The organism is Microlunatus soli (assembly GCF_900105385.1).
Classification (GTDB): Bacteria; Actinomycetota; Actinomycetes; order Propionibacteriales; family Propionibacteriaceae; genus Microlunatus; species Microlunatus soli.
On record NZ_LT629772.1, the window covers coordinates 6,621,974 to 6,645,758 of the forward strand.

Annotated in this window: 20 protein-coding genes; 1 reads left to right on the plus strand and 19 read right to left on the minus strand. The window is 67.2% G+C overall.

The features are described 5' to 3' along the window. Positions 1-138 precede the first annotated feature (138 nt). The 15 genes from BLU38_RS30215 to BLU38_RS30285 all read right to left on the minus strand — a co-directional run bounded on the left by BLU38_RS30215 (position 139) and on the right by BLU38_RS30285 (position 13,918). Positions 139-1,488: an MFS transporter gene (locus BLU38_RS30215; protein WP_091531220.1), complete on the minus strand. Its 1,350-nt coding sequence runs from the start codon at positions 1,486-1,488 to the stop codon at positions 139-141. A 97-nt stretch (positions 1,489-1,585) separates the two neighbouring features. Further along, positions 1,586-2,152 carry a MerR family transcriptional regulator gene (locus tag BLU38_RS30220; RefSeq protein ID WP_091533433.1) on the minus strand — a complete coding sequence of 189 codons (567 nt, stop codon included), beginning with the start codon at positions 2,150-2,152 and terminating at the stop codon, positions 1,586-1,588. A 344-nt stretch (positions 2,153-2,496) separates the two neighbouring features. Continuing rightward, positions 2,497-3,018: a bifunctional nuclease family protein gene (locus BLU38_RS30225; protein WP_091531224.1), complete on the minus strand. Its 522-nt coding sequence runs from the start codon at positions 3,016-3,018 to the stop codon at positions 2,497-2,499. A gap of 104 nt (positions 3,019-3,122) precedes the next feature. Further along, complete coding sequence (gene ftsR, locus BLU38_RS30230; RefSeq protein WP_091531228.1) at positions 3,123-3,941, minus strand: transcriptional regulator FtsR; 819 nt, start codon at positions 3,939-3,941, stop codon at positions 3,123-3,125. Positions 3,942-4,058: 117 nt separating this feature from the next. Continuing rightward, positions 4,059-4,715 (minus strand): FHA domain-containing protein, encoded by a 657-nt coding sequence (locus tag BLU38_RS32170; RefSeq protein WP_091531232.1) that lies wholly within the window; start codon positions 4,713-4,715, stop codon positions 4,059-4,061. After that, positions 4,715-5,107 carry a glycine cleavage system protein GcvH gene (gene gcvH / locus BLU38_RS30240; RefSeq protein WP_091533434.1) on the minus strand — a complete coding sequence of 131 codons (393 nt, stop codon included), beginning with the start codon at positions 5,105-5,107 and terminating at the stop codon, positions 4,715-4,717. Before gcvH ends, BLU38_RS32170 begins: the two co-directional genes overlap by 1 nt. Positions 5,108-5,234: 127 nt before the next feature. Then, positions 5,235-6,101 carry a DUF881 domain-containing protein gene (locus BLU38_RS30245; RefSeq protein WP_091531235.1) on the minus strand — a complete coding sequence of 289 codons (867 nt, stop codon included), beginning with the start codon at positions 6,099-6,101 and terminating at the stop codon, positions 5,235-5,237. Beyond that, positions 6,094-6,426, minus strand: a complete 333-nt coding sequence (locus tag BLU38_RS30250) for a small basic family protein (protein WP_091531238.1) — start codon at positions 6,424-6,426, stop codon at positions 6,094-6,096. Before BLU38_RS30250 ends, BLU38_RS30245 begins: the two co-directional genes overlap by 8 nt. Beyond that, on the minus strand, positions 6,423-7,289 hold the full coding sequence (locus tag BLU38_RS30255; protein ID WP_091531241.1) for a DUF881 domain-containing protein: 867 nt from the start codon (positions 7,287-7,289) through the stop codon (positions 6,423-6,425). The genes BLU38_RS30250 and BLU38_RS30255 overlap by 4 nt, the downstream gene beginning before the upstream one ends. Positions 7,290-7,407: 118 nt before the next feature. After that, positions 7,408-8,649, minus strand: a complete 1,242-nt coding sequence (locus tag BLU38_RS30260) for a glycosyltransferase family 4 protein (RefSeq protein WP_172836252.1) — start codon at positions 8,647-8,649, stop codon at positions 7,408-7,410. Between the two features lie 50 nt (positions 8,650-8,699). Then, positions 8,700-9,617 (minus strand): phosphatidylinositol mannoside acyltransferase, encoded by a 918-nt coding sequence (locus BLU38_RS30265; protein ID WP_091531249.1) that lies wholly within the window; start codon positions 9,615-9,617, stop codon positions 8,700-8,702. Then, positions 9,618-10,289 carry a phosphatidylinositol phosphate synthase gene (pgsA, locus tag BLU38_RS30270; protein WP_091531255.1) on the minus strand — a complete coding sequence of 224 codons (672 nt, stop codon included), beginning with the start codon at positions 10,287-10,289 and terminating at the stop codon, positions 9,618-9,620. Continuing rightward, positions 10,289-10,918: an HIT family protein gene (locus BLU38_RS30275; protein WP_197679928.1), complete on the minus strand. Its 630-nt coding sequence runs from the start codon at positions 10,916-10,918 to the stop codon at positions 10,289-10,291. Before BLU38_RS30275 ends, pgsA begins: the two co-directional genes overlap by 1 nt. Positions 10,919-11,048: 130 nt before the next feature. Further along, complete coding sequence (gene thrS, locus BLU38_RS30280) at positions 11,049-13,052, minus strand: threonine--tRNA ligase (protein ID WP_091531258.1); 2,004 nt, start codon at positions 13,050-13,052, stop codon at positions 11,049-11,051. A gap of 104 nt (positions 13,053-13,156) precedes the next feature. Beyond that, positions 13,157-13,918, minus strand: a complete 762-nt coding sequence (locus BLU38_RS30285; RefSeq protein WP_091531261.1) for a class I SAM-dependent methyltransferase — start codon at positions 13,916-13,918, stop codon at positions 13,157-13,159. A 246-nt stretch (positions 13,919-14,164) separates the two neighbouring features. Here BLU38_RS30285 and BLU38_RS30290 point away from each other — a divergent pair, with 246 nt between their 5' ends. Next, a complete protein-coding gene (locus tag BLU38_RS30290; RefSeq protein WP_091531265.1) occupies positions 14,165-14,869 on the plus strand; it encodes a TylF/MycF/NovP-related O-methyltransferase in 705 nt (234 codons plus the stop codon). Positions 14,870-14,952: 83 nt separating this feature from the next. Here BLU38_RS30290 and BLU38_RS30295 read toward each other — a convergent pair whose 3' ends face one another. The 4 genes from BLU38_RS30295 to glf form a co-directional block, all read right to left on the minus strand. After that, positions 14,953-16,461 carry a TylF/MycF/NovP-related O-methyltransferase gene (locus tag BLU38_RS30295; RefSeq protein ID WP_091531269.1) on the minus strand — a complete coding sequence of 503 codons (1,509 nt, stop codon included), beginning with the start codon at positions 16,459-16,461 and terminating at the stop codon, positions 14,953-14,955. A 7-nt stretch (positions 16,462-16,468) separates the two neighbouring features. After that, positions 16,469-17,734, minus strand: coding sequence for a glycosyltransferase family protein (locus BLU38_RS30300; RefSeq protein ID WP_091531273.1), 1,266 nt, complete (start codon positions 17,732-17,734; stop codon positions 16,469-16,471). 8 nt (positions 17,735-17,742) lie between these two features. Beyond that, complete coding sequence (locus tag BLU38_RS30305; protein WP_172836253.1) at positions 17,743-22,491, minus strand: glycosyltransferase; 4,749 nt, start codon at positions 22,489-22,491, stop codon at positions 17,743-17,745. A gap of 92 nt (positions 22,492-22,583) precedes the next feature. Further along, positions 22,584-23,735 carry a UDP-galactopyranose mutase gene (glf, locus tag BLU38_RS30310; RefSeq protein ID WP_091531280.1) on the minus strand — a complete coding sequence of 384 codons (1,152 nt, stop codon included), beginning with the start codon at positions 23,733-23,735 and terminating at the stop codon, positions 22,584-22,586. Positions 23,736-23,785: the final 50 nt, after the last annotated feature.

The following is a 23,785-nucleotide window of genomic DNA, read 5'->3' on the forward strand; positions in this document are numbered from 1 at the left end:
ACCGCCGTGGTCAGCTTCTTCATTCCTGACCGATGCTCACGTTCCCGCACCAGTTGCGTCTTCCCGCACCGCGGGTACCTGGTGCGGGAAGACGGAACTGGTGCGGAAGGGTGATGGTGACGGGGTGTGGTGGATGCGTCAGGGGGCGACGTGGAGGTCGTGCAGGCGGGCGGCGTCGGGAGTGTCGGGACGCAGCGAGGCGAAGACCGTGGCGACGATGCTGATCACGGCGATCCCGATCACGTAGATCCCGACCGGCCAGCTGTTGCCACCGGCCGCAGCGGCCAGTGCAACGCAGATCAGCGGGGCGAAACCGCCGCCCAGGGTGTTGGACAGCTGATAGCCGAGATTGACCCCGGTGGTGCGAGCCTCGACGTCGAACATCTCACTCAGCATGGTCTGCAGGATGGCGCTCATGCAGACGCCGGGGATGACGAAGCCGATCACCATCCCGAGCCAGATCAGTAGCGGCTGGTCGGTGCCGTACAGGCCCAGCACCGGATAGATCACGATCGCCAACGCGATGCAGGCACCGATATAGGTACGCCGCCGCCCGATCCGGTCCGACAGCCGACCCCACAGCGGCGCGACGACGATCTGCAACGCGCCGACGATCATGGTGCCGATGAAGCCGACCTGTTTGCTGGTGCCCTTGCCCACCACGTAGGACAGGCCGTAGGTGAGGATCACGTAGCCGGTGATGCTCTGCGCCAACCCCATCAGGATGCCCAGGATCACGTTCTTCGGGTGTCGCAGCGCCGCCGAGAGCGGCAGCGTGGCCTTGGCTGCGCCGCGTCGTACGACCTCGCGGTTCAGTTGGCGGAACTCGTCGGACTCCTCCAGCCGGGAACGCAGGAGCACCGCGAACAGCACCAACAGCAGCGACAGCAGGAACGGGATCCGCCAACCCCAGGTCATGAAGAACGATTCCGGTCCGGCACCGAGCGCGGCCATCAGCCCGGCGGACAGCACATTGGCGATACCGGCGCCGCTGATCAGCAGACTGCCGTACAACCCACGCCGACCGGGCGGGGCGTGCTCGACGATCAGCGAAGCCGCACCGCCCATCTCACCGCCGACGAACAGGCCCTGGAACAGCCGCAGGATGACCAACAGCACCGGCGCGGCGATGCCGATCGTGTCGGCCGACGGCAGGCAGCCGATGCCGGCGGTGGCCAGTCCCATCCCGATCACGGTGATCATCAGGGCGGTCCGACGTCCCAGCCGGTCGCCGATGTGGCCGAAGACGATGCCGCCGATCGGGCGGAGCAGGAAGCCGACAGCGAAGGTGGCGAAGGACGACAACGACGCAGCGACCGGATTCTCCGCCGGGAAGAACACGATCGGGAAGACGACCGCGGCGCCGAGGCCGAACAGGTAGTAGTCGTAATACTCGATCAGCGTGCCGATCGAGGCGCCGGCCGCCATCCGTCGGCGGCGGGCGCCGACCAGGACGTTGCCGTTGTCCGGATTCGGATCGGTCGTCATCCTGCGACTCCTCCTGGCTGCGCTTCGATGCGCACCCGTCGGCGAAAACACGAACGCTCCCCGGGGATTCCGGGGAGCGTCATGTCATGAAGCTCGATCAGCTGACCGCACGGGCCCGTCGACGACGCGACAGCTCGTCGTCGGCGCGATCGAGGATGGCCTCGGTCTCGGCGTCGGCGGCGTGCTCCTCGGCCCGTTCGACCGGGAGCTCGGCCAGCGACCCTTCGATGTCCTTCCAGACCCCGCCGAGCGCGATCCCGAACACGCCCTGGCCGCCGCGCAGCAGGTCGATCACCTCGTCGTCGGAGGTGCACTCGAAGACGGTGACGCCGTCGCTCATCAGGGTGACCTCGGACAGGTCGTTGACGCCCCGGGCCCGCAGGTGCTCGATCGCGGTCCGGATCTGCTGCAGTGAGATGCCGGCGTCGATCAGCCGCTTGATCACCTTCAGGATCAGGATGTCGCGGAAGCTGTAGAGCCGCTGGCTGCCCGACCCCTTGGCGCCACGGATCTCCGGCTTGACCAGCCCGGTCCGTGCCCAGTAGTCCAGCTGTCGATAGGTGATGCCGACGACGCTGCAGGCCACCGGGCCGCGGAAGCCGCGGTCGCTCGGCAGCGGGGCGAAGTCGCCCTCGAACAGCAGATCCTGCGTCTCGCCGGCCATCAGCCCCTCGCCGACCGGCAGGGTCGGCTGATCCTGCTGGACCGACTTGTGTTCGATGGTCACCGGATGCCTCCAGATAGCCGTTCCCGACGAACCTCCGGCCGGCCTGCTGCGAGGCGCGAACGACTGCCATCGGGGTAATTCCACCCGCGGGATTACGTCTGAAAACCTACGGGCAGCCGACGCCGAGGGTCAACGACACGCCGTGTGAGGACATCACAATGAGTTGTCTCTCAACCCCAACTTGAGGCCCGCCGGGTGACTGTGATGAAGCCGTGATCGCCGTCTCGGCGCGTCGTCCTCGGCGGCTCTCGGCGCAGCCTGGTCGGCCGGCTCAGCCAGGCTCAGTGGTCGGGCCGGGGTTCGTCGCCGGTCACGAAGTCGTCGGGATTGACCTGATCCAGGAACTCCCGGAACTTCGCCACCTCGGTGTCGGAGTCCAGCGTCTCGCCACCCTGCTCGGTCTCCTCGCCGTCCTCCGGCATCACGATGCCGGCCTCGTCGAGCACGTCCTCGGCGCAGTAGATGTCACAGCCGACCCGGAGCGCGATCGCGATCGCGTCGGACGGCCGGGCGCTGATCTCCACGCCGTCGATGACCAGCACGGCATAGAACGTTCCGCCGTCCAGCTCGGTGATGTGCACCTCGGACAGCGTGTGATCCAGTCCGGACAGAACGTCGACGATCAGATCGTGGGTGAGCGGCCGCGGCGGCACCACACCCTCCTGCGCGTTGGCGATCGCCGAGGCCTCACCGGCACCGATCCAGATCGTCAGGTAGCGAGCGCCGCCGACTTCGCGCAACAGCACCATCGGCGTGTTCGACGGCATCTCGACCCGGACGCCGACCACATCGAGTTCTCGCATACATCCACACTACGTCGACAGGGTGTACGCCGATCAAGGTGTGTGCAGCGATTGCTCCGATCGCAATCTTTCCTTCACCTCGGCCCGGCGATCACGCAGGGAAATCAGTGATCCATCCCGGTCCGGATCAGGGCCGCGTGCACCCCGATCACCAGCTGGGTGACCTCGGCGGCGACGTCGCCGCGACCGTCCCGGGCGCCGCGTCGGACGTGCGGCGCGATCGCTTGTTCGACCAGTCCGATCTCCCGGTCGGCGGCGAGTTTGAACGCTCGCAGATGGCGGCTGTCGATCCCGTACACGGCAAGCCTGCGGGCGGCGACCGCGATCGCCAACGCCTCCCGGCCGTAGTACTGGGTGCCGCGTCGCGGGACGACGACCTGGATCGATTCGAGCTCGGTGAGTGCCGAATCGGTCAGCCCGCTGGCCTGCAACAGGTCGGCCCGGGACAACCGGATCGGTTTGCTGGGCTGACGGCCGGCACCGGCGGTCTGCTGACCGCCCGGTTGCCCGGCGCCGGGTCCGGCGGCATCGGTCGGTCCGGCGGCCGAACCAGTCGTCGTACGGTCCGGGGCCGTTGCTGCCGGATCCTTGGCCACGCCGAGGGTCAGGTCGGGATCGTCCTCGGCCGGCTGCTGCGGCCGGATCGGGTCCAGCCGCGGTGGTTCGAGACCGCGGTCCATCATCTCCAGATGTTCGCGGATCACCTTGAGCGGTAGATAGTGCGACTTCTGCACCCGCAGGATGTAGCGCAGCCGTTCGACGTCGGACTCGCTGTAGCGGCGGTAACCCGACGGAGCCCGTTCGGGAGACAGCAGCCCGACGCTCTCCAGAAACCTGATCTTGGAGATCGAGATGTCGGGAAAGTCGCCCTTCAGCGAGGCGAGCACCTGGCCGATGCTGCGCAGCGTCGGGTTCGCGGCCATGCGGGTACGGCGCTCCCTCCGATGAGTTCGTCAAGCGACAGTGCCGGCGGTCGCGCCGGATCTGAGTCAGCCTAACCGGCGGTCGGCCGGCAACGGCTCAACGACTCTGCTCGGCGGTCAGCCGCGCGCGGCGTAGAAGACCAGCCGGAACTTGCCGATCTGCACCTCGTCGCCGGGTTGCAGCAGCTGCTCGTCGACCATCTGCCGATTGACGTAGGTGCCGTTCAGGCTGCCGACGTCCTTCACCACGACACCGGCGTCGGTGCGGGTGAAGACGGCGTGCCGGCGGGAGACCGAGATGTCGTCCAGCAGGATGTCGGCATCCTGGCTGCGGCCGACGGTCGAGGACTCGGTGTCCAGCAGGAAGCGGCTGCCGGCGTCGGCGCCGCGGCGGACGATCAGCAACGCCGAACCGCGCGGCAACGCGTTCACCGCCTCGACGTCGTCCGGGCTCAGCCCCGAATCGTCGTCCTCGCCCATCGCGGGCATGGTGCGGGTGGTGTCGCCGGTGCGGCCGGCAGCCGATGAGCCGGTAGTGAATGAGCCCGAACCGGACGGCGCCGGTTCGCTCGGGGGCTCTGCGCCGGATTCCGGGCCGGACGGGGCGGGTTCCTGGTCGGCCTCGGCTGGCCGGGTGGTCGGCTCACCCGGCGCCTCGGCTGCGCGTACCGGCTCGGCCGGTGCCGCCGCCTGCTTGGGCAGGGCGGTGCCGCACTGGCTGCAGAAGTTGCTGGCGTCGGTGTTGCCGTGCCCGCAGTTGGTGCAGTAGATCATCAGGTTGCGCTCTCCACGTGTTCAGCGTAGGCGTCAGCGTCGAGCAATGCGTCCAGATCGGTCCCATCGGCGGTTTCGACATCGAACAGCCAGCCGTCACCGTAGGCGTCGGAGTTGACCAGTTCCGGGCTGTCGTCCAGTTGGCCGTTGATCGCGGCAACGGTCCCCGACACCGGGCTGAACAGGTCCGAGACGGACTTGGTCGACTCGAGCTCACCGCAGGCGTCGCCGGCCGTCACGTCGTCGCCGACCGCGGGCAGCGAGACGAACACGATGTCGCCGAGCTGTTCGGCGGCGTAGTCGGTGACGCCGACCCGCACGGTCGATTCGTTGCCCTGCCGCACCCACTCGTGCTCGGTCGTGTACTTGAGGTCTTCCGGGAAGTCGGGCACGACGGGTCTCCTCGAGGTCGGGTGTTCGCTACGGCTCAGGTCGGTCAGGGTGCCGCGTCGGTCGACGCTCTGCAGCCTGTCGACGCTCTGCGGCAAGGTTGGTCACGGGTAGTGCCCGAGCATTGTGTCAACGTCGGCCGGTCGGCGAGGACGCGGGGTGAGCGTACTGATTCTCGCGCGCGGTGTGCAAGGAGTCGATCCGCAGCTCTTGCTGTTTGGTGATGTCGATGCTGCCCTGCGCGCTGCCGGTCACCTGGTCGACGAATCCGCCGCGGAAGCTGGCACCGGAGGCCAGGCTGTCGGCGTCCCCGATCGCCTCGATCACCACCGGGCCCTTGACCGGCACCCGGTCCACGGTCAGTGCCCCGGCCGAACCGGCGAACGAGGTGGACGCCACCACCCGGACCTTGCCGTTGATCTCGATCGCTTCGGCGCCCGCGTCGCGCAGTTCCTCGATACCTTCCAACAACAGTTCGGGGCCGAGTTTGCCGGCCGGATCCTTGACGGTGATCTCGACCCCCGGACCGGTCGCCCGTACGGTGCCGGCCAGGATGCCCAGGTCGTCGACCCGCTGCTGGGTCTCGCTGCGTGCGACCCGCTCCCGGTCCGCACCCGAGCGCAGACTCTGCCGGGTCCGTTCGAGGTTTTGGACCTCGGACTCGAGACGTCGGGACTCGCCGTTCAGCCCGTCCAGGATCTGCACCAGATCGTCCTGCCGGGCCGAGCTGTACGCCTCGTTGGCCGCCTTGCTGCGGACCTGCGCGATGCCGGCCACGGCGACCACGAACAACATCACCGCGGCAATGATCTGCCCGCGTCCCGGCCGGGTGATCGACCGCACCAATCGCCGACGCGGATCCAGGGGTCCTGAGCGTGTCGAAGGACCGTCAACCTGAGGATCGACCTGGGGGGCATCCTCGGCGTGCTCGTGGACCCGCTCAGAGCCCGCGGTCTCCTGCTGCGGATCCTTCTTGCCCGGTTCGGGATCAGGCATGGAACAGCGCCCGTCGAATAGCGGCGGCGTTGGTGAAGATCCGGATCCCGAGCACCACCACGACCCCGGTGGACAGTTGCGATCCGACGCCGATCTGGTCACCGACATAGACGATCGCGGCGGCGATCAACACATTGGAGATGAACGAGACGACGAACACCTTGTCGGTGAAGGTGCCCTCCAGGTAGGCCCGAAAGGCACCGAAGATGGCGTCCATCGCGGCGACGATGGCGATCGGCAGATAGGGCTGCAGGAAGGCCGGGACGCTCGGCTCGAGCAGCAGGCCGACAACGATGCCGGCGATCAGGCCGAGGATCGGGATCATCGCGTCCTTCCGGTACGGACGGTGATGCCGGGCACCCCGTCGAGATCGAGCCGTTCGGCGGCAGTGACGTCGTAACGCATGCCCTGGTTCTGCTTCAGGGCATTCCACCACGGTCCGGCCGAGGTCTCCAACAACCGCGCCTGCAATCGGCGTTGGTCACCGATCGCCCGCACCGTGTAGGGCGGTGTCAGCGACCGATAGTTCACCGTGATCGCCTGCCCTGCCTCGCGGATCGCCGTCAGGTTGGTGACCCGCTGGTCGTTGATCTGTACCGCCTCGGCACCGGCCGCCCAGAGCCCGTTCACCAGGATCTGGAGGTCGACGTCCAGTACCCGGTTCTGGCCGTTGCCGCCGGGGGCGTCGTCGACCACGACGGTCAGCCCGGGGCCGGACACGGGCGCGGCGCCGGTGGCAGTCTCCAAACCGTTCAGCTTCGCCCGCAGGGCGCGGTCCTGGGCGTCGTCGCCCAGCCCGGTGGTCCGCAGTCGGGCGTTCTCGGCGGCGAGCGCATCGGCCTGCTCGCGCAACCCGTCTCTGTTGTTCTGCGCGGTCTTGATCCGGGTGATCAGTTCGTTGCGCTCCTGCTGGATCGCCGGCCGGGACCGGGTCGTCTGCAGCGCGGCGACGGCGAACATCGCACCGATCAGCAGCACCACGAGTCCGAACACCAGGCGGGTCGGCCAGCGCTCGCGTGGCGCCCGGTCTCCCGTCGTGCCGCCGGGGCCCCGCGATTCGGCGCGGCGAGCGGCCACGATCGCGTAGTCCGGGTCGATCGGGTGTTCGACGATCTGCTTCAGCAGATCCATGCTGGCGTCGGGCACCCGCGGTCGCGACCTCAGGCCGCTACCGCCCTGCTGGGTCATCTCGACCTCCCGATCGTGTGCCTTCGCCCTCCGGCAGCAGCGAATCTACCTGCTCGGGTGCCCGCCATCGCCATCGTCGGACAAGTCGGGCGATTGCTCGGTCATCGGGCATGTCGCGTCAGTGGCTCAGCAGGTCACGGTAGACGTCACGCACGGTGGGGCCGACCTTCGACCAGTCGTAGCGGGCCACCGCCGTCCGGGCATCGGCGTTGAGTTCGCGGCGGTCGGCGCGCAGGGCTCGGTCGACGGTGCCGGCCAGCGCCGCCGGGTCGCCGGTCGGGAACAGATAGCCGAGCCGGCGGCCCCGATCGGTCAGCAGATCGTTGAAGGCGGGCAGGTCGGAGGCGATCACCGTCGCACCGGCAGCGATCGCCTCGATCAACACGATCCCGAAGCTCTCCCGCGCGACGTGCGGAGCGACGAACAGGTCCGCGGTCCGCAGCAACGCGTCGCGGGTTGTGTCGTCCACCTCGCCGATCGCCCAGCAGCCGTCCGGGAGTTGCGCGGCGGCGTCGCGGCGACCGATCCTCGACAGGTTGCCCTGACCGGCGATCACCACTTCAAGATCGGGATGCCGTTGCTTGATCATCGGCAACGCGTCCAGCAGCACGGCCAACCCCTTGCGCGGCTCGTCCAGCCGGCCCAGGAACACCAGCCGCGGCCGGTCTCCCCCGCGCCACGGCCGATCGGCGACCGACCGCCCCTCGCCGGTTCCATGATCATCTTCCGGGTGCTGTGCCGGTGGATCGAATTCGCCGGACCGGATCCCGTTCGGTACGACGCGGGGTTGCCGACCCAGGTGTTCGACGACCACCTGGCGGGCCGACTCCGAGACCGCGATGCCGGCGCCGATCCGATCGATCACCGGCCGCAGCGCTACCCCGGCGGCGCGCAGCAGCCGGGAGCGCGGCGTCGCGGTGTGGAAGGTGGCCGCGACCGGCACCGTACAGGCCAGCAGGCTGAGCAGCGACACACTCGGAGCCAACGGTTCGTGGATGTGCACCAGGTCCAACTGCTGTGCGGTCAGCCAGCGACGGACCCTCGCTGCGACCCGCGGGCCGAACGTGATCCGGGCCACCGATCCGTTGTACGGAACGGGTATCGCCGCGCCGACCGAGGTGAACTGCTCGGGGTGGATGCCGTGCTGGCCGGCCCGCTCCGGGTCGAGTTCGCCGGGCGCCAGGATCGCCACCTGGTCACCGGCGGCGGTCAGGTAGCCGGCCAGACCCAACACATGATTCTGGACGCCGCCGGGCGCGCTGAGCGAGTACGGGCAGACCAGACCGACTCGCAGCGGCCGCTGTCGGGCCGGATCTGTTCGCCCCGAGACCGTCGCGGCCGGCCGCGTTGCCGCGGTCACCGGTCGGTCAGCCGCCGGGGCTGCCCGATCGAGGGAAGGAAGCAACTCGGTCATCGACGGTCGGCACCGCCGCTGGTCGTGCTGTCCGCGGCCACTCGGTCGGCGCCGAAGAACGGCTGCATCAGGTGCCAGTCCTGCGGTGCCCGGCGGATCTGCTCGGCGAAATAGTCCGCCTGCTCCTGCACCATCGCGATCAGCCCGTCCCGGCCGGGTCGGTGCCGGATCCGCGGTCCGATGTCCAACTGCAGCCCGTCGCCGTGATAGCGGCCGACCATCGGGAACAGGGCTGCGCCACTGCGTCGGGCGACCAGCGCCGGACCGGCCGGCATCCGCACCGGATGGGCGTTCCAGGTGACCGGGACGCCGCTGCCGAGCAGGTCGCGGTCGGCCACCAGGCAGACCACCCGACCGTCCCGGACGGCCGTCACCAGCTTCGGCAGCGCGGCCGGGTCGCGATGCGAGATCACCTGCATGCCCAGCGATTCACGGAACGTGGTGAAGGCGGCGAACTCCGGATCGTCGAGCTGTTCGGCGACGGTGCTGACAGCCATTCCGGTGACGCAGGCCCAGGCTCCGGCCAGGTCCCAGTTGCCGCTGTGCGGCAGCGCGACCACGGCCCCTTCGCCGGCGGCGGCCCGTCGGAGGTCGCCCTCCCCGCTGGTGGTCACCCGGCCGATGATCTTGGACCGGGACCAACCGGGCAGCGCGAAGGCCTCGATCAGGTTGCGCAGGTAGGACGCCACCCCCGCCCGCAGTAGTTGATCATCGGGCCGGCGACCGGTCGCGTACCGCAGGTTCTCGGCGAACTGATCAAGATGCCTGCCGCCCCGCGCCACGGCGATCCGCGCTCCGAGATTGATGATCAAGTTCTGTGCGCTCTCCGGCAGCCGCGGTCCGATCTGCCAGCCGGACCGGTAGAGCAGCCGCAGGCCCCACCTGGCCAGCTGATCGGACGACGTCGTGGCCACTCAGGCACCGGCTCCGCTCGGGCCCTGCTCGGCGGGCGGGGCCTGGTGCTGGGCCTGGCGGTAGACCTTGGCGATCCGCTGGAAGACCGTCAGCGTGCTCATCACGGCCAACGCGGTGACCGCGAGTTCCAACACGTACGGCACCCCGAGGCCGCCGACCAGAGCACCGAACAGGATGATCAACAACCGGTCGGCGCGCGCGGCCAGCCCGCCGCCGGCGTCGAATCCGAGCGCCTCGGCCCGGGCCTTCACATACGAGGTGACCTGCCCCATCACCAACGCCCACAGGGTGACAGCGGTCCAGATCGTCTCCAGCCCGAAGGCGACCTGGCGGCCGTCCAGGACGGCGCCGTGGATGAAATAGAGCGCGATGCCGCCGAACACGGCTCCGTCGCCGAGCCGATCGAGGCTGGAGTCCAGGAAGGCGCCCCAGGTGCTGGCCCGCCCGGTGCTCCGGGCCATCTGGCCGTCGACCATGTCGGCGAACACGAACAGCACGATGATCACCGTGCCCTGCCACAGCCAGCCCTGCGGGTAACAGACCGCGGCGCCGACCACGACGCCGAGCGTGCCGACCACCGTAATCACGTCCGGGGACACGTTGTGCCGGACGAAGAAGGCGGCGATCGGCGCGATCACCTTGGTCCAGGCCGCACGGAACCGTTCCAACATCAGTGTGGCTCCTGCCCTGTTGTATCCGAGCCCGTCACGTCCGTACCCACGACGTTGTGACGCACCACGTCCGGGGCGGTCAGGTCGACCCAGGTCTTGCGCAGCAACCGCCAGGTGTCGCCGAGCAACTGCGGCACCGCCTTGGTCTGTCCGATCACCGGCAGGAAGTTGGCATCGCCGGACCACCGAGGCACCACGTGCTGGTGCAGATGAGCGGCGATCCCGGCGCCGGCAACGGCTCCCTGGTTGATCCCGAGATTGAAGCCGTGCGGGGCGCTGGCGGCACGGATCACCGTCATCGCCTCCGAGGTCAGGCGGGCAACCGCGTCACGTTCCTGGTAGGTCAGGTCGGTGTAGTCGGCAACGTGCCGGTACGGGCAGATCAACAGATGGCCCGGCGAATACGGGTACAGATTGAGGACGGCGTAGGCCAGCTCATCGCGGTGGACGATCAGCCCGGCCTCGTCGTCGCCCTGCGGCAGTCGACAGAACGGGCAGGTCTCCGCGGTGCCGTCCGGCGGCTTGTTCTCGCCCTCGATGTAGACCATCCGGTGCGGCGTCCAGAGCCGCTCCAGCTCATCGGGTACGCCGGCGAAATCGTCCGCCCGGTCGGTGATCTCATCGTTCATGTCACCCCCAAGCATGCCGGATCCCCCCACGTCCCCCGAGCTCCCCTACCGCCGACCCGTCAGTTTCTCCCCGACACGCGCGGAATGTCGGGGAGGAACTGACGGGTCGGCGGGGTGGGAGCAGGCTGGGTCAGACCTGGGTGCGGGTGGCGATGGCTTCGGTGATCTCGGCGATCGCGTCGTCGACCGGGACGCCGTTCTTCTGGGTGCCGTCGCGGTAGCGGAAGGAGACCGCGCCGGCTTCGGCGTCCTGGCCGCCGGCGATCAGCTGGTAGGGCACCTTCTGCTTGGTCCAGTTCCGGATCTTCTTCTGCATCCGGTCGTCGCTGGTGTCCACCTCGACCCGGATCCCGGCCTTGCGCATCTTCGCCGCGACATCGACCAGGTAGCCGTCGAACTCGGCGGCGACCGGGATGCCGACGGCCTGCACCGGGGCCAGCCAGACCGGGAAGGCACCGGCGTAGTGCTCGGTCAGGACACCGATGAAGCGTTCGATCGAGCCGAACTTCGCCGAGTGGATCATCACCGGCTGCTGCCGGGAGCCGTCGGCGGCCTGATACTCCAGACCGAACCGGGCCGGCTGGTTGAAGTCGTACTGGATGGTCGACATCTGCCAGGTGCGGCCGATCGCGTCCCGGGTCTGTACCGAGATCTTCGGGCCGTAGAACGCCGCACCGCCCGGGTCGGGCACCAGGTCCAGGCCGGAGTCGCGGCCGACCTGCTCCAGGATCTCGGTCGCGGTCGCCCACTGCTCGTCACTGCCGATGAACTTGTCCGATTCCGGGTCCCGGGTGGACAGCTCCAGGTAGTAGTCGTCCAGCCCGAAGTCGCGCAACAGACCGAGGATGAAGCCGAGCAGGTGCTTGATCTCGGCCGGTGCGTCCTCCGGCGTGACGTAGGAATGCGAGTCGTCCTGGGTCATCCCGCGGACCCGGGTCAGGCCGTGCACCACACCGGACTTCTCGTACCGGTAGACCGAGCCGAACTCGAAGAAGCGCAGCGGCAACTCGCGATAGGACCGGCCGCGGGACTTGTAGATCAGGTTGTGCATCGGGCAGTTCATCGGCTTGACCAGATACTGGCTGCCCTCGAGTTCCATCGGCGGGAACATGGTGTCGGCGTAGTACGGGTAGTGGCCGGAGGTCTCGAACAGCTGCGACTTGGTCAGGTGCGGGGTGCCGACGTAGGAGAACCCCTCCTCCAGATGCCGACGACGGACGTAGTCCTCCATTTCCCGCTTGACCACGCCGCCCTTGGGGTGGAAGACCGCGAGACCGGAGCCGAGCTCGTCGGGGAAGCTGAACAGGTCCAGCTCGACCCCCAGCTTGCGATGGTCTCGCTTGGCCGCCTCGGCCATCCGATGCTGGTAGTCCTTCAGCGCTTCCTTGGTCGGCCAGGCGGTGCCGTAGACCCGCTGCAACTGCTGGTTGTTCTGATCACCCAGCCAGTACGCCGCCGAGCTGCGGGTGATCGCGTACGCCGGGATGTAGCCGGTGTGCGGCAGGTGCGGACCGCGGCAGAGATCCTTCCAGGCAACGGATCCGTCACGTCGGACGTTGTCGTAGATGGTCAGCTGACCGGCGCCGACCTCGACACTGGACCCGTCCTCGTCGTCGGCACTGCCCTTCTTGCCGATCAATTCGATCTTGAACGGCTCGGCGGCCAGCTCGACCTTGCCCTCGTTGTCGCTGATCTCCCGGCGGACGAACCGCTGCCGCTCCTTGATGATCTTGGTCATCTGTTTGTCGATGGCCTTCAGATCATCCGGGGTGAACGGCTCGGACACCTCGAAGTCGTAGTAGAACCCGTCGGTGATCGGCGGACCGATGCCGAGCTTTGCCTCGGCGTACAGCGTCTGCACCGCCTGCGCAGCGACGTGCGCCGTCGAGTGCCGCAGCACGTTCAGCCCGTCCGGGCTGTCGATCGACACCGCTTCTACCATCGACGGGCCCTTCGACAAGCTCAAGGACCCCTCGTCGAGCAACGGACGATCAAGATCACGAAGCTCCCCGTCGACCTTCACCGCAACGACCGTCCGGTCCTCACCGAACAGCTCAAGACCCGTCGTCGTCTCGTCGATCTCCCGCTCGGTCGTGCTGTCCTGATGAGTCAGGGTGATCTTGGTCGACGCCACGATCCGTCCTCTCCTGCTGCCGGGCGGGCCGAGCCCGCTGAATTGATGCAGTGCGCAAGCCTACGCCAGGCAGGCCGTCCGTCGTCGGCAGCGGCGGCTGCCCGTCACTCCGGCTTGCTCGCGATGACGACGTAGTTCTTCGGATATCCGGCGCCGGTGAACTTCCACTCGGCGTCGAGCTTGTAATACAGGCCGGCGAACAGCAACCCGATGGCCCGGGTCGACTGCAGCAACAGCTCTGTCCTGCGTGCCTTCCAGAACGACCAATCCGCCGGTGCCGCGCGGGGCAGGTGCCGATGCATGCCCTCGAACTGGTAGCCGACCGTTCCCAGATAGCCTTCCATCCAGTCCACCTTCTGCACCACGAAGCCGGCGTCGGCGAACAACTTGTTCAACGCGAATCGGGTGTAGCGGAAGAAGTCGTACGGCTTCTGATGCTCCTCGTAGTACAGCGGGCAGGTGCAGATGATCTGCCCGCCCGGTTTCGTGACCCGGCACAGCTCACGCAACGCCGCGCTCGGGTCGGGCAGATGTTCCAACACCTGGTTGAACACGACCCGGTCGAACCGTCCGTCCTCGACCGGGATGTCGGCCACGTCGCAGACGTAGGTCTGGTCGTCGCGATACTGCTTGAAATCGGCCGACTCGTATCGCGCGTGACCGAACAGCCCGCGGAATGGTGCCGGTCCCGCACCGGCGTCCAGAACGAGCATGTCGGCCTTGGTCGCCCTGGCGAAGTTGCGGTTGTAGCGCTTCAGCCAGATCCGGCTGGAATTGCGGAACCAGCGTTTCTTCCACGGCGGGAATCCCTGACGAGCCGGCTTGCGTGCCGTGGCACCGCGAGGAGGTGCTGTACGAGTGGTCATGGTCGCCTTTCCATCCGACGGTTTCGTGATCGGCCACGCGCCACCCTAACGGCGGATTCCACCCCGAATAGCCACCGGCGCAGCCCGTTCTTCGGATGCATTCCGCAGCTGCTCGAACTCGTCGTTCGACTGTCTTCTGATGTCCGATTCGATGTCATCTCGGCGACGCCGGAGGTCGACGTGCGACTGCTACTTTTCGGAGTTCGGCGTGCCCTGCGTCTCCCCCGAAGAGAAAAGAGCCGATTGATGCCTGACGACTCCAAGGTGCTCGAGCTGCTGGAGAAGATCCGCAAGGAGTTGAACATCGCCCGCAACATCCCGTCGACCGGGATCGCGCTGCGGGAGCAGTCGGTCCAGGACGGGGTCGATCTGATCCGCTCGGACCGGCGATTCGACACCATGCAGGTGACTCTGGACAACGCCCGCACCATCACCGCCGGCCTGCGGGCGGTGACGATGGAGGGGCAGGTCGCCGAGTTCGGCGTCTGGCGCGGGACATCGCTGACCCAGATCGCCAAGTTCTTCCCGGACTGGACGGTGCACGGTTTCGACAGTTTCATCGGCCTGCCCGAATCATGGGGCGGCACCGCGAACGGGACCGGCGCGTTCGACGTCGGCGCCAAGCCGCCAGAGCTTCCCGTCAGCAATGTGGAGTTCCACGTCGGCTGGTTCAACGAAACCGTGCCGCCCTACGGCGACAAGCACGACGGCCCGTTCGCCTTCTGCCATCTGGACGCCGATCTGTACAGCTCAACCAAGACCGTCTTCGACGAGTTGCAGGACTGGTTCGTCGCCGGCACGGTGATCGTCTTCGACGAGTACTTCGGCTACTACGGCTGGCAGCAGCACGAACACAAGGCGTTCCTGGAGTTCCTGGATCGCAGCGGGCTGAGCTTCGAGGCGATCAGCCTCGGCCACATGAACCTTGCCGTCCGCCTCATCGACGGCTGACCAGGCCCACCGACCGCTCCGAGAATGGACCGACCCGTGCGCCGGTCGGGCGATGGCCCGGCCGGCGCGCAGGGCGTCCGAGGTCAGAGCGGCTTGCGGATCACGGCGTTCGGCTTCTCGTAGAGCAGCTTGGCCGCCGGCGTCGCTGCCAGGAACTCATCGGCCGCCTTCTTGCACCCGGGCCAGGAGTTGTAGTCGTCCAGGATGATGAACCCGCCCGGGGACAGATGGCCCCAGGCATACTCCAGGCACAGCTTGACCGGGTCGTACCAATCGCAGTCGATGTGGGCCAGTGAGATGGTCAGGTCATCGTGTGCGGGCAGCGTCGTCTCGAAGAGCCCCTCGACGAGATTGATCCGCCGACCGTCGACCGGACAGTCGAATTCGGCGAAATTACCCTTCACCTTCTCCAGCAGATCATCCATGTAGCCGTAATAGGGGTCGCCGGAGATTCCCTTGGACTCGCCGGACGAAATCGTCTTGTACCGATTGAGGACCTTCTGACCGTCGGCCTGAGATGGTGGTGGGATCATCCCGAACACATCAAAACCGAAGTATCGCTGACCGTCTTCCAGAGCGCGCGCCAGGCAGATGCCGGAACCGCCGAGCGCGACGCCGAATTCGGTGAAGTCGCCGGCGACACCGTCGGATCGAATCTGTTCGATACGGTCGTAGATGCTGTCGAACTTCCCTTGGCCGAGATAGCTCAGCCGCTTCTGCCGAACCTGCTTCGAAAGGTTCTCCACCGTCGGCTTGGCCGGAGCCTTCTTCAATTCCTTCGTTTCCGCTGTCCCCGTGGTTTCTGCTGCACTCGCGATTTCTGCTGCATGCGCAGTTTCGGGATGCGGATCGCCGGTCGTCGTCCCCGGATAGCCCCGGGGGATCCACTGTTCCCGCAGCGTGTCGTAGCGGGAGAAGTAGCGGTGCAGGCTTTCGTCGGTCTTCGGGCCGCCGTGGTTGTAGAAGTGCGGCCCCTTGAACCAGGCCCGGTCCAGCGAGGTCAGATCGAACGGTGACATCGCCAGCCAGTAGGACACCATCGACTGGTCGTAGACCGGCCAGCGGACGTTGATCCCGTCCCGGTCCCAGTGCGTCCCCTTGTCGACCTGGATGTCCTCGACCCGCAGCACGCCGCGCAGATACTGCCGGAAGTCGCGGGACATCACCAGGATCGCGCCGTTGACGTAGCTCGCCCGGTATCTCGCCGGATCGGGGAACTCGGTACGCAACCACCCCTCCTGCAGCAGGGTGATGTCTCGCCGGTGGGTCTGGTGCAGACCGGCGATCGTCGCGTCGGCGTACTCGTCGAAGATGTTCGGAGCGTCCGGCGAGACGAGGATGTCGGTGTCGATGTAGAGGATCTGGTCGTAGACATCGAAACGCTCGTCCAGCAGCTGGAAGCGTTCCATCGCCGGGCCGCCGTGATAGCCGTTCTTCCACCAGCGCGAGTGCGAGGCCATCTCGTACTCGACGCCGTACTTCATGGCATAGAACGCCACCGTCTCCGAGGAGGCCATCGCCATCCGCTTGCGGTGGACGCCGTCGTAGGAACGCTTGGTGTCGATGTGGTACTGCCAGATCAAGTTCCGCATCACTGACTCACTTCCCGGCCGCGGCGGACACCGCGACCTTCTTGTCGGCAGCCAGGTGCTTGTCGGTGGCGTCGAGATCCGCGGCCACCTCGTCCCGGTAGACGGCGTACACGTCCGACTTCGACTTGCCTGCCAGGATCGCGTCCAGCGCGACCTTGGCGATCCGCGAGACCCGGGCCGCCATGTCACCCAGTGGCTCGGCGGTCGGACCCGCCAGCCCTTCGAAGCGCCGATCGTCGGGATCCTTCGGCTGCCAATCGACGGTCAGACCGCAGGCCAGTGACGGCAACAACGTGTGCAGCCGGGATGTCACGATCCGCGAGTAGTCGTTGCGATAGGAGTTGAGTCGAGTGATCGCGTCGGTGAGCGACCCGGCCAGCGGCTTGTCCCGCAGACCGTTGATCAGGTTGGTCACCTCGACCGCATCACCGGTTTGATCATCATCAGCCGGCGCAGCTACGTCGACGTAGGCGACCGGCTTGCTCGGGTCGGGTGCGACCGGCGGGAACAGCGAGCCGACGGTGGTGGTGACGCAGCCGGAGAAGTAGGCGGGGATCCCCCGGGAACGGAGCAACCGAACGGTGAACCAGTCCCGGCACCCGATCGGCGCGTGCGCCCGCAGGTAGTCGAAGGCCAGATCAGAGAGTTGATCACCGCGGCTGACATGAAAGGACAGGAAGATCGGGATGATCCGCGGGTTCAACGGAAACTCCGGATGCCGACCGAACGGCAGCTTGAAGTACCACCCGAAGACGAACGCCCAGGTGTCCGACGGCAACGAGTCGTAGGACGATGCATCCCGGTTGAATTCGACGAGATGAACGGTGCTCGACGGGCCGTCGATCCGACGATCGTCGGGAACCGAGGACTGCAGACCGGTGAACAGCTTGGCAAGATCGGCCTGCCCGGTCAGACGGACATCCGGTCGGCGAACGAGATGGGACATCATCGCCAGCGTCTGCACCCAGTCGCCGATATTTCTCGATGCGGCCACATAGTCCGCCGCGCGGTAGCCGAGCACGCCGAAGCTGATCTCCCCGGGCGGCACGTCCCGCGCGGGCGGCGGGTTGGTGATCCGCCCGGCCCACGGGCGGAGCCGTTCGAGTCGGACTCGTTGGGTCTTGGTCAGTTCGGCACGCCCCGCCAGCCGTTCGGCCAGCGGACCACTGAGCGGACTCCGTACCGCGACCAGATTGGACAGCGCGGTGATCCACGCATCGGAGGCTCGCGCGGAGACCGCTGTCGAAGCTCCGGACTTGCTCTGCTCGGGCATGTGTTTCCTTAGATGAGGATCGAGGACTTCGACGGCTTGCCGTCATCGGCGGGCGCTGAGAGGGCAGGCACCTCGGCATCGGGCGGCGCCTCGTCGACGGTTTCGAAGAGCGTTTCCACGAACTCCGAGCCGCGCTTCTCATAGCTGTCCTGGAGATCGGCCGGGATCCGGTCCTTGGCCCAATCGAGCAGGTCCAACGCGAACCGCTGCCATTCCTCACGGATGTCGGGGTAGTTCGCAAGGCCGGAGATGCGCTGGTGTGTACCCCGCAACGCCTCGACGACAGCCATCCGGCGCTCGTCGACGATGTTGGTGACCTGTGCCCGGGTGCTGAACTTGCGATGGGCGCACACCTCGGCGTCGATGAAGCCCAGGTTCTTCGCACTCAGGATGCTGTGCCAGTGGAAGAGCATGTCGTTGTGCACGACCGTCGGCCCGAAGAAGATGTTGGCGTCATGCAGCAAGGAGGTGCGGATCAGCCGGTTCCACGGATAGTTGATCAAGCCGGCAAGCAGTCGCCGTCGGGCGGTGTTGCCGGTGGCCTCGGGAAGCTGCCGCCAGATCTGCACGTCGGCATCGAACATCCCGCGGGAGCGATCCTCGTCGACGTAGTCCAGCCGGTACTTCGCGAACAGCAGGTCGACGTCGTCGACGTCGGCCAGCCTCACCGCCCGGGCCAGTGCTCCGGCATCGACGACGTCATCGGCATCGACGAAGTAGCTGTACCGTCCGGTGATCAACGGGATCACCGAATTCCGCGCCCGTCCTGCCCCACGGTTCTTCTGGGAGAACACGTGGACGTGCTGATGCGTGTCCTCGTAGTCCCGCATGATCCCCAACGACGCATCGGTCGAGCCGTCGTCGACGAGCAGCACGTTGTAGCTCACGCCGTGAAGCTGCAGCACCGAGTCCAGCGTCTCGCCGAGGTAGTCGGCACAGTTGAAGACCGGGATCACGATGGTCAGATCGATGTCGGGATAGGCCTCCCCGAACGCCTCGAAGTGGCGTCGGACCTCGGGCCGGACCGGCGCCGACGGTGCGGCCGTGATCGCCTTCTGATAGACCGTGGCGAACCGCCGCTGGAGCAGTGCCGCAGCCGCCGGCTGGGTCTGTCGCCGTACCGTCCAGTTCTGCCGCCGCAGGTATTCGATGAACGCGTCGAACAACGCCTCCCGATCGTCAGGGCCCGCGGCCAGGTCGGTGTTGTCGGCGAGGGTGGAGCTTTCGATCAAGGAATTCCCGATGGTGTTCGCATGGCTGGCGATCGCGGCGAGCTTATAGGTGTCCGCGGCCATCGTCTGGCCCTCCCGACCCATCCGGTGGTAGGCGATGACCTCGCTCGACGCCACGACCCGCTGAGCTCGCGACAGCACCAGCCAGTGCAGCGCGTTGTCCTCGTAGAAGAAGTCCCCTTCGGGGAAACGGACCTGGTGCGCGGTGACGAAGTCGCGCCGGTACAGCTTGCGCCACGGGACCGGTGACAGTCGCAGCAGCGACGGATGGTTGGCGGCGTTGATCACCTCCTCGTCGGGGATGTCCAGCCAGGCCGCGTTGTCCAGTGGCGCCGTCACCTGCCGGTCCCCGTCGTCGAAGAGCCGGAAATCCCCGATGACGAGTTCGGCGTCATGCTGCCGGGCCAGCGTCAGCAGACGATTGATGCCGGTCCGGCTGACCCAGTCGTCGCTGTCGACGAACGCGATGTAGTTCCCTCGCGCGGCGCGGATGCCGATGTTGCTCGGGATGCCGGCGCCGCCCAGGGTGTTGTGATCGAGCTCGATCACCCGGATCCGTGGATCGAGTTCACGATGCATCGCGATGATCTGGCGGCTGTTGTCCGACGACGCGTCATCGATGATGATCAGTTCGAGATCCTCGAACTCCTGTGTCAGAACGGATCTGATCGCGGTATCGAGATACGGACCGACGTTGTAGACCGGCATGATCACCGAGAGTTCGGGGGCCGGCGCCGGCGGCGCGTCGATCGGCTGCGGTACGACGTGCAGGACTCCTGTGTCGGTCAGTTTCCGTACCCGGTGTCGGTCGCCGCCGAGCGCCACGGTGCGGTCGGTGACATCGATCGGGACCTCGACCGGCCCCTGTGGGGTCTGGAAGTTGCCGTAGATCCGCCACCGGACGTTTTCGATCTTGGTCAGCGAATGCCGGGCACGGACCTCCTGCTCGGTCGCATGGTCGATGATGAACTCGCGTCGCCGGATCCGGCCGTTGACATTGCGCAACGCGAACAGGGCGGTCAGTCCGGCGACGCCGGCACCGCTGACCGTGACCTCGAACAGGTCCCGGAAGGCTCTCGCCTGGGACACCTCTGCGGCCAGATGCCGGCGGTAGAACTCGGCGCCACCGAGTCCGTCCGGATCAGCCGCAGGCAGCATCCGAAGGCCGCCGTTCTCCCCGCTGACCAGTAGCCGCTCCCCCGGCCCGGTCAGCACCGACCGTGCCGAGACCGGGCAGGCCTGCAGTGTCGACGATTCGTCTCCGGTCCGCCGTTCCACGGTGAGCCAGATCTCGCCGTCCGGCAGTGGTGCCAGACTCCCGGTTCCGGTCAGATAGTCGCCGCCGTCGTCCTCCCCGAGCCAGGCCTCGAGCTCGAGCGATGCGTTGCCGTTGCCGATCCGGACTGCCGAGATCTTCGGCAGGTCCGAGCCCTCAAGCCGGACGGTGACCGTGTCCGCCTCGACCACCACCGAGGTGACCGTCGGCCGCGGCGGAATGGGCCGGGCCACGGTCCAGCTCGGCTCGATGCCGAACCAGGCCGTCACGATGTCGAGGACATCGCCTCGGGCGATCGTCTCGCCGCGCACGTCGCCGCCGAGCCGGTCCTCGACGATCACCACCCGCGAGCTGGTGACCGGCCGACGCCGGGCGTGGTGGCCCTGGGCGGCACCGGCATGCCGCACCACGACCACAGACGCCTCGACCCGGTCGGCCTCGAAGACCTGGAGCAGCTGTCCGGAGTCGATCATCGCTTGCAGCCGCTTGGCGAGCGGGCCGATGTTCTGCACACCACTGACCGACTCGGAGTGCAGCAGCGCGACCCGAAGGCCGGCCGAGATCGCGGTCCGCAGCTCATCGGCGACGGCGTCGACGAAGGCCCGTCGCCACGACGGGTAATGACCATCGACGACCACCAGCAGATCCACCTGATGGGCGGCCGGCTCGATGCCGAGCAGCCGCGGTGGCGCGACGATACTGCGCCGGTCCTGGTCGAATCCGAGCCGCGGATCGGATCGGCCGGTTCGGATCCGTTCGTGGAAACGATGGGCCGAACTGCGGTACGCCATCAGCTCGGGGTCGATCCAGATCCTGTTGTCCACCGACCCGGACGGTTCCTGATCCGACCGGGCCCGGAGGAACTGCAGCGGGATCTCGGCGGCGACGGCACGCAGCGGGCTGCGGGTCGCGGTCTCCAGTCGCCGACGGAACTCGTCGTCGGAACCCGGATGTGCGTCGTCGAACCAGCCGACGGCTTCGATCACCGGTTCACGGCGGAACAGCAGCGACGACTCGGCCGGTGTCGGCCCCGCCCCGTGCGCTGTGAACAGTGAGAAGTCGTCGCCGGCTGTCGCACCGTGGACGACGTTGGCCCACCGCGCAGGTGTCCCGAGCAGGTCGCGGACCTGCATCTCGATGCGGCGCGGATGGGACCAGTCGCAGGAGTGTTGGATGGCCACGAACTCGCCGCGGGCCAGCCGGATCGCCTCGTTGCGGCGGACGGAACCCCCGGCCCGGACCTCGTTGCGGATGACCCGGATCCGCGGGTCGAGGGCAGCGACCTCGTCCAGGATCGGCCCGTGCTGCTGCGGCGAGCCGTCGTCGATGACGATCAACTCCCAGTTCTGATAGGTCTGCCCGACGACCGATCGCACCGCGGTCCTCAGCTCGGTCCCGGGCCGGTCACAGCTGATGATCATGGTCACCAGCGGTCCGGTGCGGAGCCGGCTGAGCGGCACCGCGTCGAGGCGGTCGAAGGGCGTGTCCTCCGATCCCCCGAGGGTGATCCGCTCGAGCCCGAACCGCTGGTAGGCGGCGTTCAGTCGCCCGAGCATTGCGTCGAAGGAGCCACCGAACCGCGGATGTTCCAACTCCGCGGCGATGGCGTGCCACAGCCAGGTCTCCTCGTCCAGCCGCGGCAACAGCGCGGCGGCCTGCTCCACCAGCCCGGCGATCAGCAGGCTGACGACGACAGCCTCCCCGGTGCTGCCGGGCAGTTCGCCGCCACCGATCATCCGGTCGGCGACGTAACGCAGCGCACCACGCTCCGCCGGCGGGTCGAACGCCCGCTCGTGCAGCAGACCGGCCAAGGCGTAGAGATCGGCCAACTCGATCTGATCAAGTGTCGGTTCGTAGCCACTCGGCCGGCGGTCGAACTGCAGCAGCGCCGCCCGCAGTCCGTCCCAGTCCTGACGGTCGCCGGTGAGCCGACCGACCAGGACGTCCAACGCCCAGACCGAGAGGTTCCGGGCCGCGAAGTTGATCAAGTGCGGTGTCGACAGGGTCCGGGAACGCCGCAGGGTCAGTCGCTCATGCAGGTCCGGGTCGGCCGAGACCGACAGCAGTGACGGTGCGTCGAAGGACAGCTCCGGTACGACCGTGGAACCGATGTCGCAGCCCTCGTCAGCCGTTGTTGTCGGCTCCGATCCAGAAGCATCGTCGTCGACCGCCTCAGCCCGCGCGATCCGGGTGAGGAAATCGTTCGAATGCCAGCGCTGACACGGCACAGCTCCGCCCGACGTCGTCATGGTCGCGGAGCCTACTGGGGCCACCATGGCCGGAAGATGAACGGCGGATGACGTCTGAGCGGCATGATCATCGCTACCGTTCGGCGTCGTGATCACGCGGCGAGTCGGGTCGACCACATCGACAGCGCCGACGCGATCGCCATGTGCATGTCCAGATACTGATAGGTGCCCAGACGGCCGCCGAAGTAGACATTCGGTTCGGCCGCCGCGAGCTTGCGATAGGCGAGCAGGCGTTCCCGATCGACCGGAGTGTTCACCGGGTAGTACGGCTCGTCATCGGTTGCCGGACCGGTGTCGGCGAAGCGCGAGTACTCCCTCATGATCACCGTCCGATCCGTCGGGTAGCGGTCGGCACGCTCCGGATGGAAGTGCTTGAACTCGTGGATCCGGGTGTACGGCACGGCGAGATCGGCATAGTTCATCACCGCGGTGCCCTGGAAGTCGGCGACCTCGACGACCTCGGCCTCGAAGTCCAGCGTCCGCCAGCCGAGCGCCCCTTCCGAGTAATCGAAGTACCGGTCGACGGGACCGGTGTAGACGACCGGAACCCGTCCGGCGACAGCTGCCTTGTTCAACGGCTGTGCGTCGTCGAAGAAGTCGGCCTTCAGCCGTACGTCGATGTTCGGGTGGTCGGCCATCCGCTCCAGCCAGGCGGTGTAACCGTCGACCGGCAGCCCTTCCCAGGTGTCGGTGAAGTAGCGGTTGTCGTAGCTGTAGCGCACCGGCAGCCGGCTGATCACCTCGGCGGGCAGTTCCCGCGGATCGGTCTGCCACTGCTTCGCGGTGTAGTCGCGGATGAACGCCTCGTACAGCGGGCGTCCGATCAGGCCGATGCCGCGTTCCTCGAGATTGCGTGCCTGCTTCGGGTCGAACTCCGCAGCCTGTTCGGCGATCAGTGCGGCCGCCTCGCCGGGAGAGTGTGCGGCGGAGAAGAACTGGTTGATGGTGCCGAGCGAGATCGGCAGCGGATACACCACGCCGCGATGGGTGGTGTACACCCGGTGCACGTAGTCGGTGAATGCGGTGAACCGGTTGACGTACTCCCACACCTGCGGGTTGGACGTGTGGAACAGATGCGCGCCGTAGCGGTGTACCTCGATGCCCGTCTCGGGATCGGGCTCGCTGTAGGCGTTGCCACCCAGATGCGAACGCCGATCGATCACGGTCACCCTGCGTCCCGCGTGCGCGGCGCGCTCCGCGATCGTCAATCCGAAGAAACCAGAGCCGACGACAAGTAGATCCACGGCCGCGACGTTAAGACGACATTCGGTCGGGACGGCGACCGCCGGACCAA